The sequence below is a fragment of the Pseudomonas aestuarii genome, from assembly GCF_027988105.1.
Taxonomy (GTDB): Bacteria; Pseudomonadota; Gammaproteobacteria; order Pseudomonadales; family Pseudomonadaceae; genus Aquipseudomonas; species Aquipseudomonas aestuarii.
Genome location: NZ_JAQJZJ010000004.1, coordinates 159,627 through 175,734, shown reverse-complemented (window position 1 = coordinate 175,734; position 16,108 = coordinate 159,627). Strand labels below are relative to the sequence as shown.

The 16,108-nt window shown below is 61.4% G+C and carries 14 protein-coding genes; 4 read left to right on the top strand and 10 right to left on the bottom strand.

Annotated elements, in window-relative coordinates:
- Positions 1 to 5: 5 nt before the first annotated feature.
- The 3 genes from recF (at position 6) to PH586_RS10340 (ending at position 4,792) form a co-directional block, all read left to right on the top strand.
- A complete protein-coding gene (recF, locus tag PH586_RS10350) occupies positions 6 to 1,109 on the top strand; it encodes a DNA replication/repair protein RecF (protein WP_271347685.1) in 1,104 nt (367 codons plus the stop codon).
- A 3-nt stretch (positions 1,110 to 1,112) separates the two neighbouring features.
- Positions 1,113 to 3,530, top strand: coding sequence for a DNA topoisomerase (ATP-hydrolyzing) subunit B (gyrB, locus tag PH586_RS10345; protein WP_271347684.1), 2,418 nt, complete (start codon positions 1,113 to 1,115; stop codon positions 3,528 to 3,530).
- Positions 3,531 to 4,585: 1,055 nt separating this feature from the next.
- The gene (locus PH586_RS10340) at positions 4,586 to 4,792 is read left to right on the top strand and encodes a hypothetical protein (protein ID WP_271347683.1); all 207 of its coding nucleotides are present in this window, start codon (positions 4,586 to 4,588) and stop codon (positions 4,790 to 4,792) included.
- A gap of 123 nt (positions 4,793 to 4,915) precedes the next feature.
- Here PH586_RS10340 and PH586_RS10335 read toward each other — a convergent pair whose 3' ends face one another.
- The 10 genes from PH586_RS10335 to glyQ form a co-directional block, all read right to left on the bottom strand.
- Positions 4,916 to 5,860 (bottom strand): phosphatidate cytidylyltransferase, encoded by a 945-nt coding sequence (locus PH586_RS10335; protein WP_271347682.1) that lies wholly within the window; start codon positions 5,858 to 5,860, stop codon positions 4,916 to 4,918.
- 1 nt (position 5,861) lies between these two features.
- Positions 5,862 to 6,482, bottom strand: a complete 621-nt coding sequence (locus PH586_RS10330; RefSeq protein WP_271347681.1) for a lysophospholipid acyltransferase family protein — start codon at positions 6,480 to 6,482, stop codon at positions 5,862 to 5,864.
- Between the two features lie 9 nt (positions 6,483 to 6,491).
- Positions 6,492 to 6,935 (bottom strand): hypothetical protein, encoded by a 444-nt coding sequence (locus tag PH586_RS10325; protein ID WP_271347680.1) that lies wholly within the window; start codon positions 6,933 to 6,935, stop codon positions 6,492 to 6,494.
- A 1-nt stretch (position 6,936) separates the two neighbouring features.
- Complete coding sequence (locus PH586_RS10320; protein ID WP_271347959.1) at positions 6,937 to 8,292, bottom strand: phosphatase PAP2/dual specificity phosphatase family protein; 1,356 nt, start codon at positions 8,290 to 8,292, stop codon at positions 6,937 to 6,939.
- Positions 8,292 to 10,049, bottom strand: coding sequence for a bifunctional alpha/beta hydrolase/class I SAM-dependent methyltransferase (locus tag PH586_RS10315; RefSeq protein WP_271347679.1), 1,758 nt, complete (start codon positions 10,047 to 10,049; stop codon positions 8,292 to 8,294). The genes PH586_RS10320 and PH586_RS10315 overlap by 1 nt, the downstream gene beginning before the upstream one ends.
- Before the next feature lie 28 nt (positions 10,050 to 10,077).
- Positions 10,078 to 10,683 carry a CDP-alcohol phosphatidyltransferase family protein gene (locus tag PH586_RS10310; RefSeq protein WP_271347678.1) on the bottom strand — a complete coding sequence of 202 codons (606 nt, stop codon included), beginning with the start codon at positions 10,681 to 10,683 and terminating at the stop codon, positions 10,078 to 10,080.
- 260 nt (positions 10,684 to 10,943) lie between these two features.
- Positions 10,944 to 11,717, bottom strand: coding sequence for a lysophospholipid acyltransferase family protein (locus PH586_RS10305; RefSeq protein ID WP_271347677.1), 774 nt, complete (start codon positions 11,715 to 11,717; stop codon positions 10,944 to 10,946).
- Between the two features lie 26 nt (positions 11,718 to 11,743).
- Positions 11,744 to 12,274 (bottom strand): D-glycero-beta-D-manno-heptose 1,7-bisphosphate 7-phosphatase, encoded by a 531-nt coding sequence (gene gmhB, locus PH586_RS10300; protein ID WP_271347676.1) that lies wholly within the window; start codon positions 12,272 to 12,274, stop codon positions 11,744 to 11,746.
- 95 nt (positions 12,275 to 12,369) lie between these two features.
- Positions 12,370 to 14,424: a glycine--tRNA ligase subunit beta gene (gene glyS / locus PH586_RS10295; RefSeq protein WP_271347675.1), complete on the bottom strand. Its 2,055-nt coding sequence runs from the start codon at positions 14,422 to 14,424 to the stop codon at positions 12,370 to 12,372.
- The gene (glyQ, locus tag PH586_RS10290; RefSeq protein ID WP_271347674.1) at positions 14,421 to 15,368 is read right to left on the bottom strand and encodes a glycine--tRNA ligase subunit alpha; all 948 of its coding nucleotides are present in this window, start codon (positions 15,366 to 15,368) and stop codon (positions 14,421 to 14,423) included. Before glyQ ends, glyS begins: the two co-directional genes overlap by 4 nt.
- An 83-nt stretch (positions 15,369 to 15,451) precedes the next feature.
- Here glyQ and PH586_RS10285 point away from each other — a divergent pair, with 83 nt between their 5' ends.
- Positions 15,452 to 16,006: a DNA-3-methyladenine glycosylase I gene (locus PH586_RS10285; RefSeq protein ID WP_271347673.1), complete on the top strand. Its 555-nt coding sequence runs from the start codon at positions 15,452 to 15,454 to the stop codon at positions 16,004 to 16,006.
- Positions 16,007 to 16,108 lie beyond the last annotated feature (102 nt).

Here is a 16,108-nt window from a genome sequence, read left to right as displayed (position 1 = left end):
GCTAAATGTCCCTCACCCGCATCATGGTCACCGCGGTGCGCAATTTGCACCCGGTGACCCTCTCCCCCTCCCCGCGTATCAATATCCTCCACGGCGCCAATGGCAGCGGCAAAACCAGTTTGCTGGAAGCCGTGCATTTGCTTGGGTTGGCCCGCTCATTTCGCAGCACCCGACTACTGCCAATGATTCAGTACGAGCAACTGGCTTGTACTGTTTTTGGTGAAGTGCAACTGGCCGATGGCCGGCAAAGCAGTCTGGGAATTTCCCGTGATCGCCAGGGCGAGTTGCAGATTCGTATCGATGGGCAGAATGCGCGCAGTGCTGCCCAATTGGCTGAAGCGCTGCCCTTGCAATTGATCAACCCGGATAGTTTCCGCTTGCTCGAAGGCGCGCCCAAGGTTCGTCGACAGTTTCTCGATTGGGGTGTGTTCCACGTGGAACCTCGCTTTATGCCGGCCTGGCAGCGCCTGCAGAAGGCCCTGCGGCAGCGGAACTCGTGGCTGCGGCATGGTACACTTGACGCCGCTTCGCAGGCGGCCTGGGACCGTGAGCTTTGCCTGGCCAGCGACGAGATCGATGGTTACCGTAGAGCCTATATCAAGGCCTTGAAACCGGTGTTCGAACGCACCCTGAGCGAGCTGTTGGAGCTGGAAGGCTTGACCCTCAGTTATTACCGCGGCTGGGACAAGGAGCGTGAACTGAGTGAAGTGCTGGCCACTTCCCTTCTCCGGGATCAGCAAATAGGTCATACCCAGGCCGGCCCCCAGCGCGCGGATCTCAGATTGCGTCTGGCAGCCCATAGTGCCGCGGAGATATTGTCGCGAGGTCAGCAGAAACTGGTTATTTGTGCCCTGCGTATTGCCCAGGGCCATTTGGTTAATCAGGCCAAGCGTGGGCAATGTATTTATCTGGTGGATGACTTGCCGTCAGAACTGGATGAGCAGCATCGCCGTGCCTTGTGTCGTTTGTTAGAAGACTTGCACTGCCAGGTGTTCATCACCTGTGTAGACCATGAATTGTTGAGGGAAGGCTGGCGCACGGATACGCCCGTTGCCATGTTCCACGTGGAACATGGCCGTATCACCCAGACCGATGACCACCGGGAGTGAAGCATGAGCGAAAACCAAACGTACGACTCCAATAACATCAAGGTCTTGAAAGGCCTGGATGCCGTACGCAAGCGACCTGGCATGTACATCGGCGATACCGATGATGGCAGCGGTCTGCACCACATGGTATTCGAGGTGGTCGACAACTCGATTGACGAAGCGTTGGCGGGGCATTGCAGCGACATCACCATCACCATCCACCCGGATGAATCCATCAGCGTGAGCGACAACGGTCGTGGCATCCCGGTGGACATCCATAAAGAGGAAGGTATTTCCGCTGCCGAGGTCATCATGACCGTGTTGCATGCCGGCGGTAAGTTCGATGACAACTCCTACAAAGTCTCCGGTGGTCTGCACGGCGTGGGTGTCTCGGTGGTCAACGCCCTTTCCGAGCATCTGCTGCTCACCGTGCGCCGCAGTGGCCACATCTGGGAGCAGACCTACGTGCATGGTGTGCCACAGGAGCCCATGCGCATCGTCGGCGACACTGACAGCACGGGCACCCAGATTCACTTCAAGCCGTCCTCGCTAACCTTCGCCAATATCCATTTCAGCTGGGACATTCTGGCCAAGCGTCTGCGCGAACTGTCGTTCCTCAACTCGGGTGTCGGCATCGTGCTCAAGGACGAGCGCAGCGGCAAGGAAGAGCTGTTCAAGTACGAAGGCGGGCTGCGCGCCTTCGTCGAATACCTCAACGTCAACAAGACTGCGGTCAACCAGGTGTTCCACTTCAGCATTCAGCGTGAGGATGGCATCGGTGTCGAAGTGGCCTTGCAGTGGAACGATAGCTTCAACGAGAACCTGCTGTGTTTCACCAACAACATCCCGCAGCGCGACGGTGGCACCCACCTGGCCGGTTTCCGCTCGGCGCTGACGCGTAACCTGAATGCCTATATCGAGCAGGAGGGTTTGGCCAAGAAGCACAAGATCGCTACCACCGGTGACGATGCCCGCGAAGGCTTGACCGCGATCATTTCGGTGAAAGTGCCGGACCCCAAATTCAGCTCGCAGACCAAGGACAAGCTGGTTTCTTCCGAAGTGAAGACCGCGGTCGAGCAGGAAATGGGCAAGCACTTCTCCGACTTCCTCCTGGAGAATCCAGGCGAAGCCAAGGCCGTGGTCGGCAAGATGATCGATGCCGCCCGCGCCCGTGAAGCCGCGCGCAAAGCCCGGGAAATGACCCGCCGTAAGGGGGCCCTGGATATCGCCGGCTTGCCCGGGAAACTGGCCGACTGCCAGGAAAAGGACCCTGCTCTTTCCGAACTCTACATAGTGGAGGGTGACTCCGCGGGCGGTTCTGCCAAGCAGGGCCGCAACCGCAAGACCCAGGCGATCCTGCCGCTAAAGGGCAAGATCCTCAATGTCGAGAAAGCCCGCTTCGACAAGATGATCTCCTCCCAGGAAGTCGGCACCCTGATCACCGCCCTGGGCTGTGGTATCGGCCGCGATGAATACAACATCGACAAGCTGCGCTATCACAACATCATCATCATGACCGACGCCGACGTCGACGGTTCGCACATCCGTACCCTGCTGCTGACCTTCTTCTTCCGTCAGTTGCCGGAACTGGTCGAGCGCGGCTACATCTATATCGCCCAGCCGCCGCTGTACAAGGTCAAGAAGGGCAAGCAGGAGCAGTACATCAAGGACGACGAGGCCATGGAGGAATACATGACCCAGTCGGCCTTGGAAGATGCCAGCCTGCATGTCAACGAAAGTGCCCCCGGCTTGTCAGGCGAGGCGCTGGAGCGGCTGGTCGGTGACTACCGCCTGGTAATGAAGACCCTCAATCGCTTGTCGCGGCTGTACCCGATCGAGCTGACTGAGCATTTCGTCTACATTCCGCGCGTCAGTACCGAGCAATTGGCGGACAAGGATGCCATGCAAGCCTGGCTAGATCTGCTGGATGCCCGTCTGAAAGGCATGGAGAAGTCTGGTCTTGGCTACAAGACCAGCCTGCATGAAGACCAAGAGCGTCATCTGTGGTTACCGCAGGTCGAACTGATTTCCCACGGGGTCTCCAGCTACATCATCTTCAATCGCGACTTCTTCGCCAGCAACGACTACAAGACCGTTACCAGCTTGGGCGACCAACTGAACAGCCTGCTGGAAGAGGATGCCTATGTGCAGCGCGGCGAGCGCAAGAAGGCGGTCACCACCTTCAAGGACGCCTTGGGCTGGCTGATGACCGAAAGTACTAAACGCCACAGCATTCAGCGCTACAAGGGACTCGGTGAAATGAACCCGAACCAGCTGTGGGAAACCACCATGGATCCCGAAGTACGGCGCATGCTCAAGGTGACGATCGAAGACGCGATTGGCGCGGATCAGATCTTCAACACCTTGATGGGCGATGCCGTAGAACCACGTCGTGAATTCATCGAGGCTAACGCCCTGGCGGTGTCCAATCTGGACTTCTGATCGCTTGTGGATGGACAGAGTTATTTATCCTTGCGCTCAAAGCTAAGCTTTAGCCAAAGTTAATGGCCCCTGCCCTGCCGACAAAACCCCGGTGACCGAAAGGTCCGCCGGGGTTTTGTCGTTAGAGGGGATGGTTTATCGGGCTTCAGGTGGCGGCGACTTGTGAGGCTGCGTGGAAAAATTTACAGATTACCCGGGGTAAATAGCGTCCAGTAGTACTCCCCCCGGTGTGTGCAACCATCCGGTCATTTGCCTAAAGAGTCTGGGGGGTATCAATGGACAACATTGCCGAAATTCGGCGGCAGCATTGGGTTCGTGGCCGGAGCATCAGCGCCTTAGCCCATAGCATCATCCTGTCGTTCATTCACCCTAGAGAGCCGAGACTGACCTGCGAAAGATGGAGAAGCCAGAAAGCACTGAGGGGAGCCATTGGCTCCCCTCTAATAATTAATCCGTGCTTTGTTTTTCTTGTTCAGCAATCTGTTGTTGTTATTAGTGATCGACGGCTTGTTCATCAGATCCCCGAGAGGGATCAAGGGCAAACGTATTTTTTTGGTTGCTGGTACAGCCCCTTGTCAGCAGGTGATCCAACCAGAACGAGCTACCTCAAGGTAGTTTTATTCTTCTAAAACTGGTTGCCGGGATGAACCCGGAAAAGCCTACCCTCTCCAAAAAAATCGGTTTGCTGCTTCTCTGCGGTTTTGTTTTTGTTTTGCCAGAGTCGAGATGTTTTTCTTTATTTACTGTTTTTGTTGTTGTTCTGCCATAGATACAGCACAGCGCGTGCCATCTTGAAATTATTCTTATAAATCAACAGATTGCTAAATTATCGGTTTTTCAGCTAGGGAGAAGTGCGGCTGATCTGTTTCCGTATCACTCAGTTACGTTACCTGAGCATGGCGGTCGTAACAGGATACGCGGTTGAGCGGAGTCCCTCAGGGTACGAGCAAAGCGTTGGGTTATAGCGGTGGTGTAACCGAGCGAACAAGCGGCCCGACCTCTATTTCTGCCGAGTGCTAACAATGGGAGGATTACCAGTCGATTCGCTGGTGTGCTTGTACACCGACATTCTTGGAATCAAGGCGGAGGAACTGGGGCGCCCGAAGTTCATTTTGCTCAACGTGAGTGTGCAGGACGCGCTGGGCCTGTTGTTCAAATTCACCCCGCTTGAAATTCAGACAGTGGGGCTGGTGGTGATTACCCGGCATGCCGAGACGATCATGTGGCGGCACCGGCCGGCGCTGGCATCGTTCAATGGCTGAAAACCGGTCGTCTGGGGATGAACTGAACGGTATTTCGAGCTTGGCTGCAGCCGAATAAAACAGCCCTCGAGTACCTGGGGCTGGTGTATCCCTGGTGCGAAGCTGGTGGCCGATTGACTGAATCTAGACCAGTGCCGGTACCCACCAGTAGCGCACGAAGTGGAAGAATATCGGGGCGGCGAAGCAGACCGAATCCAGGCGGTCGAGCATGCCGCCATGGCCTTCGATCATATGGCCCCAATCCTTTACCCCGCGATCACGTTTGATCGCCGACATCACCAGGCCACCGGAAAACCCGAGCAGGTTGACGGCCAGGGCCATCAGCGCCGCCTGCCAGAAGTTGAACGGGGTGATCCAGCACAGCAGCGCGCCAACCAGGCAAGCCAGGCTGACACCGCCGATAAAGCCTTCCACAGTCTTCGAGGGCGACAGGTGTGGGGCGATCTTGTGTTTGCCTAATAGCTTGCCGCAGACGTATTGCAGCACATCGGAGAGCTGCACCACGATGATCAGCCAGGCGATCAGCAACAGGTTGCGTCCTTCATATCCGGGAATGTCGAGGGTCAGCAGTGCCGGTACCGAGGAGATGCAGTACACCGTGATCATCAGGCCCCATTGCACCTTGGACGCCCGCTCGAGGAAGCGCGTGGTATCGCCGCCCAGGGAGGCGAGAATCGGCAGCAGAAGAAACAGGTAAACCGGGATGAAGATAGCGAACAAGCCGTACCAGTCCAACGCGATCAGCAGGTACTGCATGGGCAGGGCGAAATAGAAGGCCGCCACCAGTGCCGGGTAATCGCTGCGCCGGGTTGGGGTCAGGGTCATGAATTCGCGCAGGGCATAGAACGAGACGCAGTAGAACAGCAAGATGACGCCGGTATCGCCGAACAGAAAGGCAGCGCCTATCACCAGCACCATCACCCACCAGGCGTTGATCCGCGCATTGAGGTTGTCGATGACCGGATTGGGTGTGTCGCCGCTGCGGCGCTTGAGCAAAAAGCCAATGGTCGATGCCAGCAGTAACAGGGCGCCGATACCGGCGAACAGCAACAGGGTGTTGTGATCCATCTCAAACCTCCTCGGGTGCCATGGCCAGCAGGGCATTGCGCGCGCGTTCGAGGAACGCGTTCTTATTCTCTGTTTCGAGTCGCTGCAGCGGCTCGCCGAAACTCAGGGTGCACAGCAGCGGTAGCGGCAGCGCCCTGCCCTTGGGCATGACGCGGCTGAGGTTGGCGATCCATACCGGGATCAGCTCCACCTGTGGCCGCGCCTGGGCCAGGTGGTAGAGGCCACTCTTGAATGGCAGCAGGCCATCCTCCAGATTGCGCGTGCCCTCGGGGAACAGGATCAACGAATCGCCGTGGTCCAAGGCGTCAAGCATGGGTTGCAGCGGATTGGCGTCGGGCGAACTGCGCTCGCGGTCGATCAGTACGCCATTGAATACCCGGTTGATCAGATAGCGACGCAAGCCGTCTCGCTGCCAGTAGTCGGCACCGGCCACCGGGCGGGTCGTGTACCGCAATTCTGGCGGCAACGAGGCCCAGAGCAGGACGAAGTCGCCATGGCTGCTGTGGTTGGCGTAGTACAGCCGTTGCACTGGCTGGGCGGTGCAGCCGATCCAGAGCGCACGGGCGCCTGTCAGCAGGCGTGCGGCGGAGGTAATGGCAAAAGCGGTCAGGGAAGCGAGCATGAAGATGCCTTATCCAGGGATTGAAAACCAAGGCAGGCCGAGCAGGATCGCCACGGCCAGCAACAATTGCGCGAGCAGCGAGAGTGCCTGCAGACGTAACAAGCGCAACGCGCCGCGACTGCGCTCGACCCAGCTGCGCGCGGTATTGTTCGGCGGTTGTAGACCGAGTCTGGCAAGTGCCTGATCGAGCTCGACGGTACGCCGCGCCAGTTGCTCGGCGTCGCCCGCCAGGTGCTGGAATAGCTCGGCATCCAGGGCCACACGCAACGCCCAATATTTTTCAGCCAGCCCCAGCAGCAGCAACAGGGCGCAGAGCGTGGCGGCCAATGGCTGTATCACGGCGCCCAACAGCGGCGCGAGGCCGATCAGCAGGGCGAGTACGCTGAGCGCGCTGGACAGTCCATCGAGGGTCTTGCCCCGGCGTAGCAGGCAGGCCACCGTATACAGTTGCATCTCAGTAACCATGGGCTGATGCTACCGCCGGTGCCGCGTTGCCGGGCAATTGCAGCATGTCCTCTAACGCTCGCAGGTGGGCTTGGCTCAATACCACTTGTGGGCGTGCCTGGCGCAGCTGGGCGAGCGCCTCTGACAGGTTCTGGCAACGACCGCTGTGCAGCAACCAGGCGGCTACCGCGCAGGCGCTACGTGAATAGCCGAGCGCGCAATAGACCAACAACGGACCCTGCTGGCGTAGCGCTTCGATTGCCTGTGCGGCGGCCAGGAGCGTGTTCGGGCAGGGTACGGTGAGGTCGAGCACCGGCAGCGAGCGATAGGCTTTGGCCGGCGACCAGTTCGGCAGCTCGGCACAGAGGTCCAGCTGGGCATGAAACTGTTCGGCCTGCCCTGCTGAAGGAATACGTCCAAGCCAAACCCCCTCGCCGACTTCGTCTGCCTGCGGATGCTTACGCGTCCATAGGCGTGAATTCAGCCAGACGCCAAGCAGATAGGGCGCGAGCAGGCAGCAGGCGGCGCTGCTCAGGCGGCCATTGGCATCCTTCTGAAAGCCCGCCGCGCCGAACAGCGCATAGTTCAGCGCCACCAGCAGCAAGGAGCATCCCGGCCATAGCAGCCATAGCCAGGCACCTCCCAGATTCACCGCCACAGCCGTCAGCAGGGCCGCGGCGAAGCCATAGCGCAACGCCAGGCGCCAACGCTGCGCAGCGCACGTCAGCTGCCAATCCAGCAGCGGACTGGGGCCTTGCTGCGGCCAGAGCCAGACGCACCAGCAACCGGCCAGTACCCCGGTGGGCACATCGACGAAATGATGCTGCCAAGTGGTCAGCACCGACATGCCGATCAAGAAGAACCAGGCATGCAGCAATACCCGCCAGAGACCCGTGGCATAGCGGGCGAAGCACAGCCAGAGCACCACCAGCAGGGCGATATGCAGGGATGGCGCCTGGTTGAAGGGTTTGTCGAAGCCCATCAGCACATCGAACAGCGTGCCGAACAGGCCATCCAGTTCCGGCCGCTCGAAGGTGAAACGCAGTGGCCAGAGCAGGAACGCGGCGATGCACAGTAGCTGCACGCTGAGCAGACGCAGGCCGTGTCGATCCATCTCCCGGCGGGTCGCCGGCAGCAAAAAGGACAAGCCGTATAACAGGTCGATCGACCAGTAAGGCACGATGGTCCACGGCCATAGCGGTATCCGGCTTTCCCAGGCGAACACCAGGGTGCCGACGTCCGCCCGTTGAGCGCTTAGCCAGTTGGCAAAGCTGTAACTGGCGAAAAAAAGCGGCGCCAAGAGCAGCAGCCAGAGCACACCGCGCTTCCACAACCCGGCTTCGCGACTTACCGCTGCGCCTGCAATCAGCACACCCGCTGCGCCAGGGAGACGCTGAAAATGCCCCATTCATCGATGCGCTGGGTCAGCTTGCGGAAACCTGCGGCCTCGACCAGCTGATCCATCTCTGCCTGGCTGCGTCGGCGCATGACCCAGGCTTCGCCGCTGCGGTGGCTGGTCAAGGCCCGGGCGATAAATTCAAGTTGCGGGTGCCAGGGCTGGTCGGTGTAGACCAGATAGCCGCCCTCTTCCACCGCAGCCGCCAGACCGGCTAGGGAGTTGCCGACCATCTGGTTGCTGGCGAACAGCTCATACAGGCCGGAAACCACCGCCAGGGTCGGCTTGGGATCGAGTGTGGCCAGATCGTCGCGATCGAAGGCGTCGCCTTTGACGAAACGGGCGATAGCCGCCAGGCCTTTCTGTTCGATCAGCGCGGCGCCGTCGCACACATTGATGTCGCTGTAGTCGCGCAGCAGGATCGAGTCGGGTTGTTGTTCCATGCCGTCCAGGGCTTCGAGGATATAGCGGCCATGGCCGGCGGCGATATCGACGATGCGCACGGCTTGGCCCTGCATGCGCAGTTTGGCCATGGCCAGGCGCAGCAGCTCCTCCACGTGCAGTTTGCGTTGGCGGATGCCGCGCCAGCCGATGGAGTTCAGGTAGTTCTGATCGATCAACTTGCCGAGCGCCGACTTGCCGCTGGGCCGGTTGCGGTAGACGTAGTCGAGCGTGCTGCCGGAGTCGAAGCCGGTGTCGAAGCCCAGCCTGACCCCGTCGGACAGGCTGCTGCCGAACTTGAGGCCGGTGCGGGTGGCGCGCCAGTAGAGGTCGCGTAGCGAGTTAGGCGGCAGCGGCGCAGCCAGGCTTTCGGCCTCGGCGCAGGTCGCGCCGAGGCGGTCGGCATCCAGTAACGAAGGACATGCTAGCGGCTCTTCGAAGCAGTGCAGGAGAAAGCGCTGGATGCGGTTCAAGGCGTGGCTGCGGTCACGTTCGCCGAGGGTGTCGTGAAAGAAGCCGGGCAGGATGTGCTTCTCTTTGTGCAGGCTGCCGAGGCGATCGAAGAACTGCTCCTGGGGTTTACGCTGCACCACGAAGTCGGCGCCGGAGATCAGCAACTGGGTAGGGATCTGGATCGTCTGGGCATCGGCCACCACCCGCTCGGCGGCGTCGTTCAGGCCGAGCAGCATATTGACCGAAATCGCCCGGGTGATCAGTGGATCGTTGTCGAAGGAGGCGATGCGGGCCGGGTCGTGGCTTAGGAACTTGGCTTTGACGTAGCTGTTGACGAAGAAATTGCCGCGCCAGGCGCGCATCAGCTTGAGGCCCGGCCTGGCAAAGGGCACGTAGAGCTTGACCTTGAAGGCCGGCGAGGCGAGCACCAGGGCGCGGATCTTCGGCGCGTAGTCATGGGCCCAGGCCGATACCACCACGGCGCCGACGCTCTGCGCCAGTACCGCGAGATCTGCCTCGGCCAGTCCATGACTGGCGACGATATGCTCGATGAAGGTCTGCACGTCGCGGACGCTGGTGGCAAAGCTCGGGCTGTCGCCACGTTCGCCCGGCGACAGGCCATGGCCGCGGGCATCCCAGGCAAAGAATTCGAAACCGGGCATAGCCAATTCGTCGACCAGATGGGCCATGCGCCCACCATGCTCATGGCCACGATGGAACATCACGATGGCCCGCTTGGGCGCGGCAGTGTCAGCGACCTCGGCAGGCCAGTGGCGATAGAACAGCTCTACGCCGTCATGGGTGGTAAAACGCAGTTCTTGGGCTTCGCGCATCGAGATATCCCTATTTCGAATCAGTCGGTCACACCGCTTCGGCCAGGCCTTGGCGCACGCGGTTATAGAGGGTGTAGAGCAGCAGGGCGAGAATCAGGGCGAGCAGGCCGTTGATCCCGCTGGCAGGGAGCAGGCCGCTGGCCACACCGGCACCCAGCACGCCGAAACAGAAGGCCCGGTCGCTCTTGCCCATGGGCCCATCGTAGCGGCGCGAGGCGCCGACCATAGGGCCGAGTACGCCAGCGTATTCGCTGATCAGGGCGAACAGCACCAGCACCACCACCAGCTGTGGCGAGACGCCGGGCAGCAGGGCGAATGGCAGGTACAGGGCGCCGTCGGCGACCAGGTCGCAGAGTTCGTTGAGGTAGGCGCCGAGCCGCGATTGCTGGTCGAACTCGCGGGCGAGCATGCCGTCCACGGCGTTGAGCGCCATGCGCAGCAGCATCCACAGCGGGATCAAGGCGAACAGCCAGGCGTGTTGATGGAAAATCGCCAGGAGGCTGCCGAGCAGCAGCGACAGCATGGCCGCCGCCAACGTTACCTGATTGGCACTCACGCCGCTGTCGTAGAGGTACTTTACGCCGGGACGCAGCAGGTTCTGGAAGTGTGGTTTGAGTTGATAAATGGACAGCATCGGCCTGAGTTCCCTTTCAGTGCACTGGAGTGGCGAACAGCTTAGCCGCTTTGGCTGCCCGGTGAGCGTGGATCGGTGCCGGTTTCGCGCAACGGCTGAAAACTTATACCCAGCTGCCGAGTTTCCATGCACCAGGCAAAGGAGTTAATAATCAGGGAGTTATATTCGACAAGAGGGCTTTATCGATATTTCGCCCACAGCTTATCCACAGTTTTCGCAGTAGGCGGCGGATTCGCAATGGTGACGAACCCGCCCGCTGGCTAGAGGCTATCGCTGGTGTCGCAGACTGCATCTGCAGTGCTCAGGGCACCGATATCGCGCTGTGCCTGGCTGATCCAGGCGAAGGCGCGATCATTCAACGCGGCAATCGCCCGCGGGCCTGTGCCTTCGGCCTGCATGACCGGGCCTATTACCACCTGAATGGTGCCGGGGGTTTTGCCCCAGCCTTGCTTGGGCCAGAACTCGCCAGCGTTATGGGCGATGGGTAATACCGGCAGGTTGGCGTTGACCGCCAGGGCGGCGCCGCCCCGGGAGAACTTGCCGATCTGGCCGGTGGCGATCCGCGTGCCTTCCGGGAAGATCAGCACCCAGGCGCCCTGTTCCAGGCGCTCGTGACCCTGCTTGGCCAGTTGCTTGAGGGCGGCTTTGGGATTGCTGCGGTCGATGGCGATGGGTTTGAGCATGGCCATGGCCCAGCCGAAGAACGGCACATAGAGCAGTTCGCGCTTGATCACCTGGCTCAGTGGCTCGAACAGCGCCGAGAGGAAGAAGGTCTCCCAGGTGCTCTGATGCTTGGCAAGGATCACGCAGGGCCGCTGCGGGATGTTCTCCAGGCCTGTGACCTGGTAGCTGATACCCATCACCACCTTGGCCAGCCAGACGGCGCAGCGGCACCAGGTCTGATTGACGAAACGGTAGCGCGCCCGAAACGGCAGGAAGGGTGCGACGAACATGCTGAGGATGCACCAGAAGCACGCGCTGGCAGACAGCAACAGGTAGAAGAGGAAGGTTCTGATGGTCTGCAATATCGACATGGGAGCGTTTACCGTCCTGCTGTATTTCAGTGGATAAGTTGGCTGGCGACCGCTGCCAGGTCATCGAATACCAGGGTACCGGCAGGCAATGGCTGGGCCAGGGTGAGCAGACCTTTGCCGGTCTTGACCAAGACCGGCTGACAATCGACGGCGAGTGCGGCTTTAAGGTCACCGCTGCTGTCGCCGACGAACCACACCCCGGCCAGACTGACGCCGTAGTGCGCGGCTATCTGCTGGAGCATACCGGGCTTTGGCTTGCGGCAGTCGCAACCGTCATCCGGACCATGCGGACAGTGCACGATCAGCCCCAGCTCGCCACCCTGCTCGGCGACCAGTTGGCGCAGGCGCTCGTGCATCGCGTCCAGCGCGGCCTGATCGAAATAGCCACGCGCCAGACCGGACTGGTTGGTGGCCACCGCGATCGTCCAGCCGGCCTTGGACAAGCGGGCGATGGCGTCGACGGCACCGGGCAGCGGCCGCCACTCGTCGAGGTTTTTGATATAGGCGTCGGAGTCGTAGTTGATCACGCCGTCGCGGTCGAGAATCAGCAGTTTCATGGGGCATCCGTGGCCGGATTGCGGTGGTGGCCACAATCCGGCGAAGGTGATGATGGGTATCGCTTTCTTCAACCCATCCTACGATCAGGCAAGGGTCAGCTCAGCACCGAGATATCGGCTACGCCGAGGAACAGGCCGCGCAGCTTGGCCAGCAGGGCATAGCGGTTGGCCCGCACCGCCGGGTCTTCGGCGTTGACCAGTACCGACTCGAAGAAGGCGTCCACCGGCTCGCGCAGGCCGGCCAGTTGCGCCAGGGCGGCGCTGTACTGACGCGCCTCGGCCAGTGGCTGCACCGCCTGTTCGGCCTGCTGGATGGCGGCGTTGAGGGTGAACTCGCTCGGCGTATCGAAGTGGTGGGCCTGGATACTTGCGGCGACCTGACCTTCGGCCTTGCCCAGCAGATTGGATACACGCTTGTTGGCGGCGGCCAGGGCCGCCGCTTCAGGCAGGGTGCGGAAGGTCTGCACGGCCTGCACGCGCTGGTCGAAGTCCAGCGGCGAAACCGGGTTGACCGCGCGCACGGCCTGATACACGGCGACCTCGACGCCTTCATCTTCATAACGCGCACGCAGACGGTCGAAGATGAAGTCCTGCACCTGAGACGCCAGATTGCCGGCTTTGACCTTGCCGTCGAACTGTTCGATGGCGAAGGCGATGGTGGCCGCCAGATCCAGGTCCAGCTGTTTCTCGATCAGGATACGCAGCACGCCCAGGGCCGCTCGGCGCAGGGCATAGGGGTCCTTGCTGCCGGTGGGCAGCATGCCGATGCCGAAGATGCCGACCAGGGTGTCGAGCTTGTCGGCCAGGGCCACCGCAGCGCCGGTCAGGGTGCTTGGCAATTCGGCACCGGCACCGCGCGGCATGTATTGCTCGTTCAGGGCCAGGGCGACGTCTTCCGCCTCGCCGTCGTGCTTGGCGTAGTAATAGCCGGCGATGCCCTGCATCTCCGGGAACTCGCCGACCATCTCGCTGGCCAGGTCGCACTTGCACAGCAGGCCGGCGCGCGCGGCACGCGTCGCGTCGCCGCCGACGCGCTGGGCGATGAAGCCGGCCAGGGCGGAAACGCGCTTGGCCTTGTCGTAGACCGAGCCGAGCTGGGCCTGGAACACCACATTGGCCAGGCGCTGGTTGAGGGTCTCGAGCTTGTGCTTCTGGTCCTGCTTGAAGAAGAACTCGGCGTCGGTCAGGCGTGGGCGCACCACCTTCTCGTTGCCGGAAATGATCTGCTGCGGATCCTTGCTTTCGATGTTGGCCACGGTGATGAAGCGCGGCAGCAACTTGCCGTTGGCATCGAGCAGGCAGAAGTATTTCTGGTTGTCCTGCATGGTGATGATCAGCGCTTCCTGCGGCACGTCGAGGAAGCGCTCCTCGAAGGAGCAGACCAGCGGCACCGGCCATTCGACCAGGGCGCTGACTTCATCGAGCAGCGCCGGCGGCACTATCGCGGTGCCCTGCTGCTCGCTGGCCAGTTGCTCGATGCGCGCGGCAATCTGCGCGCGACGCTCGGCGAAATCGGCGATCACATAGGCGCTGCGCAGGTCCTCGGCGTAGTTGGCCGGTGCCGAGATGCGCACTTCCTGATTGGCGTGGAAGCGGTGGCCGCGCGAGACCCGGCCGGATTTCTGGGCGAGGATTTCGCAATCGATCACCTGGTCGCCGAACAGCATCACCAGCCACTGGCTCGGGCGGACGAATTCGGTCTTGCGCGCGCCCCAGCGCATGCGCTTGGGAATCGGCAACTCGTTCAGCGAGGTTTCGACGATGCCCGGCAGCAGGCCGGCGGCGGCCTGGCCAGGGATGCGCTGGCTGAATCGCAGCTTCGGCCCACTGCGGTCGATCTCGGCCAGCTCGACGCCACATTTCTTGGCGAAGCCCAGCGCCGCCTGGGTCGGGTTGCCGTCCTTGTCGAAGGCGGCCTGCAGCGGCGGGCCATCGAGGTTCTGGGTGCGATCGGCCTGTTGCTCTTCAAGCTGCTCGACCAGCACCGCGAGGCGGCGCGGCGCGGCGTAGTAGCGCACCTGGCCATAGCTCAGGCCGGCGCCTTTCAGGCCCTTTTCGATGCCGGCGAGGAAGGCTCGGCCCAGGCTGTTCAGGGATTTCGGCGGCAGCTCTTCGGTGCCCAGTTCTACCAGAAAATCGTGCGCACTCATTCTGCTGCCTCCAGCTTGGCCAATACTTCATCACGCAGGTCGGGGGCGGCGAGCGGGAAGCCGAGTTTGCGCCGCGCCTGCAGGTAGCTCTGCGCCACGGCGCGGGCCAGGGCGCGTACGCGCAGGATGTACTGCTGACGTGCGGTCACCGAAATGGCGCGGCGCGCGTCCAGCAGGTTGAAGGTGTGCGAGGCCTTGAGCACCATCTCGTAGGTTGGCAGCGGCAGTTCCAGTTCGATCAGGCGGTTGGCTTCCGACTCATAGAAGTCGAACAGCTCGAACAGCTTGTCGACGTTGGCGTGCTCGAAGTTGTAGGTCGACTGCTCCACCTCGTTCTGGTGGAACACGTCGCCGTAGGTGACGGTGCCGAACTGGCCATCGGTCCACACCAGGTCGTAGACCGAATCGACGCCCTGAATGTACATGGCCAGGCGTTCCAGGCCGTAGGTGATCTCGCCGGTCACCGGGTAGCACTCGATGCCACCGACTTGCTGGAAGTAGGTGAACTGGGTGACTTCCATGCCGTTCAGCCAGATTTCCCAGCCCAGACCCCAGGCGCCGAGGGTCGGCGATTCCCAGTTGTCCTCGACGAAGCGGACGTCGTGCACCAGCGGGTCGATGCCGATGGCCTGCAGCGAGCCGAGGTACAGCTCCTGGAAGTTTTCCGGGTTCGGCTTCAAGACCACCTGGAACTGGTAGTAATGCTGCAGGCGGTTGGGGTTCTCGCCGTAGCGGCCGTCAGTCGGACGACGCGAGGGTTGCACGTAGGCGGCGTTCCAGGTCTCTGGGCCGATGGCGCGCAGAAAGGTGGCAGTGTGGAAGGTGCCGGCGCCCACTTCCATATCGTAAGGCTGTAACACCACACAACCTTGCTCGGCCCAGTATTGTTGCAGGGTGAGGATCAAGTCTTGGAAGGTGCGCACGGCAGGCGTAGTCTGGCTCACGGAAAATTCACCTGTTGGGGCTGCGACAGAAAGGGCGGGAGTATACCCCAATCGACGCGGCCTCCACCGCCCTGGAAGGCCCTATGCCGCGTTGCTTCTGGTGTACCGACGACCCGCTCTATCAGGCCTATCACGATCGGGAATGGGGCGTGCCGCAGCGCGATCCCCAGGCCCTGTTCGAGTTATTGCTGCTGGAGGGCTTTCAGGCCGGCTTGTCCTGGATCACCGTGCTGAAGAAGCGCGAACGCTACCGCGAGGTGCTGTTCGGCTTCGACGTGCAGCGTGTGGCCGTAATGAGCGATGAGTATCTGGAAAGCCTGATGCAAGACCCTGGGATCATCCGCAACCGCCTGAAAATAAAGGCCGCGCGGCAGAACGCCCAGGCCTGGCTACGGCTGGAGGATCCAGTGGCGCTGCTCTGGTCGTTCGTCGGCGGGCAGCCGAAGATCAATCACTTCAGCGAGCGCAGCCAGATGCCGAGCGTCACCGTGGAAGCCGAAGCCATGAGCAAGACGCTGAAGAAGGCCGGTTTCACCTTCGTCGGCCCGACCATCTGCTACGCCTATATGCAGGCCACGGGGATGGTCATGGACCACGCCACCGATTGCGACCGCTATGCCGTGCTGGTTGGTGCCTAGGTCGGACCGAACTCAGCGAGGCCACCCCGCGGTTACCGGTCGGCCCCATCCTGTTGGGCGGGGCAACCCGCCTGGATCATCCGCATGACTGGCGGGTTGCGC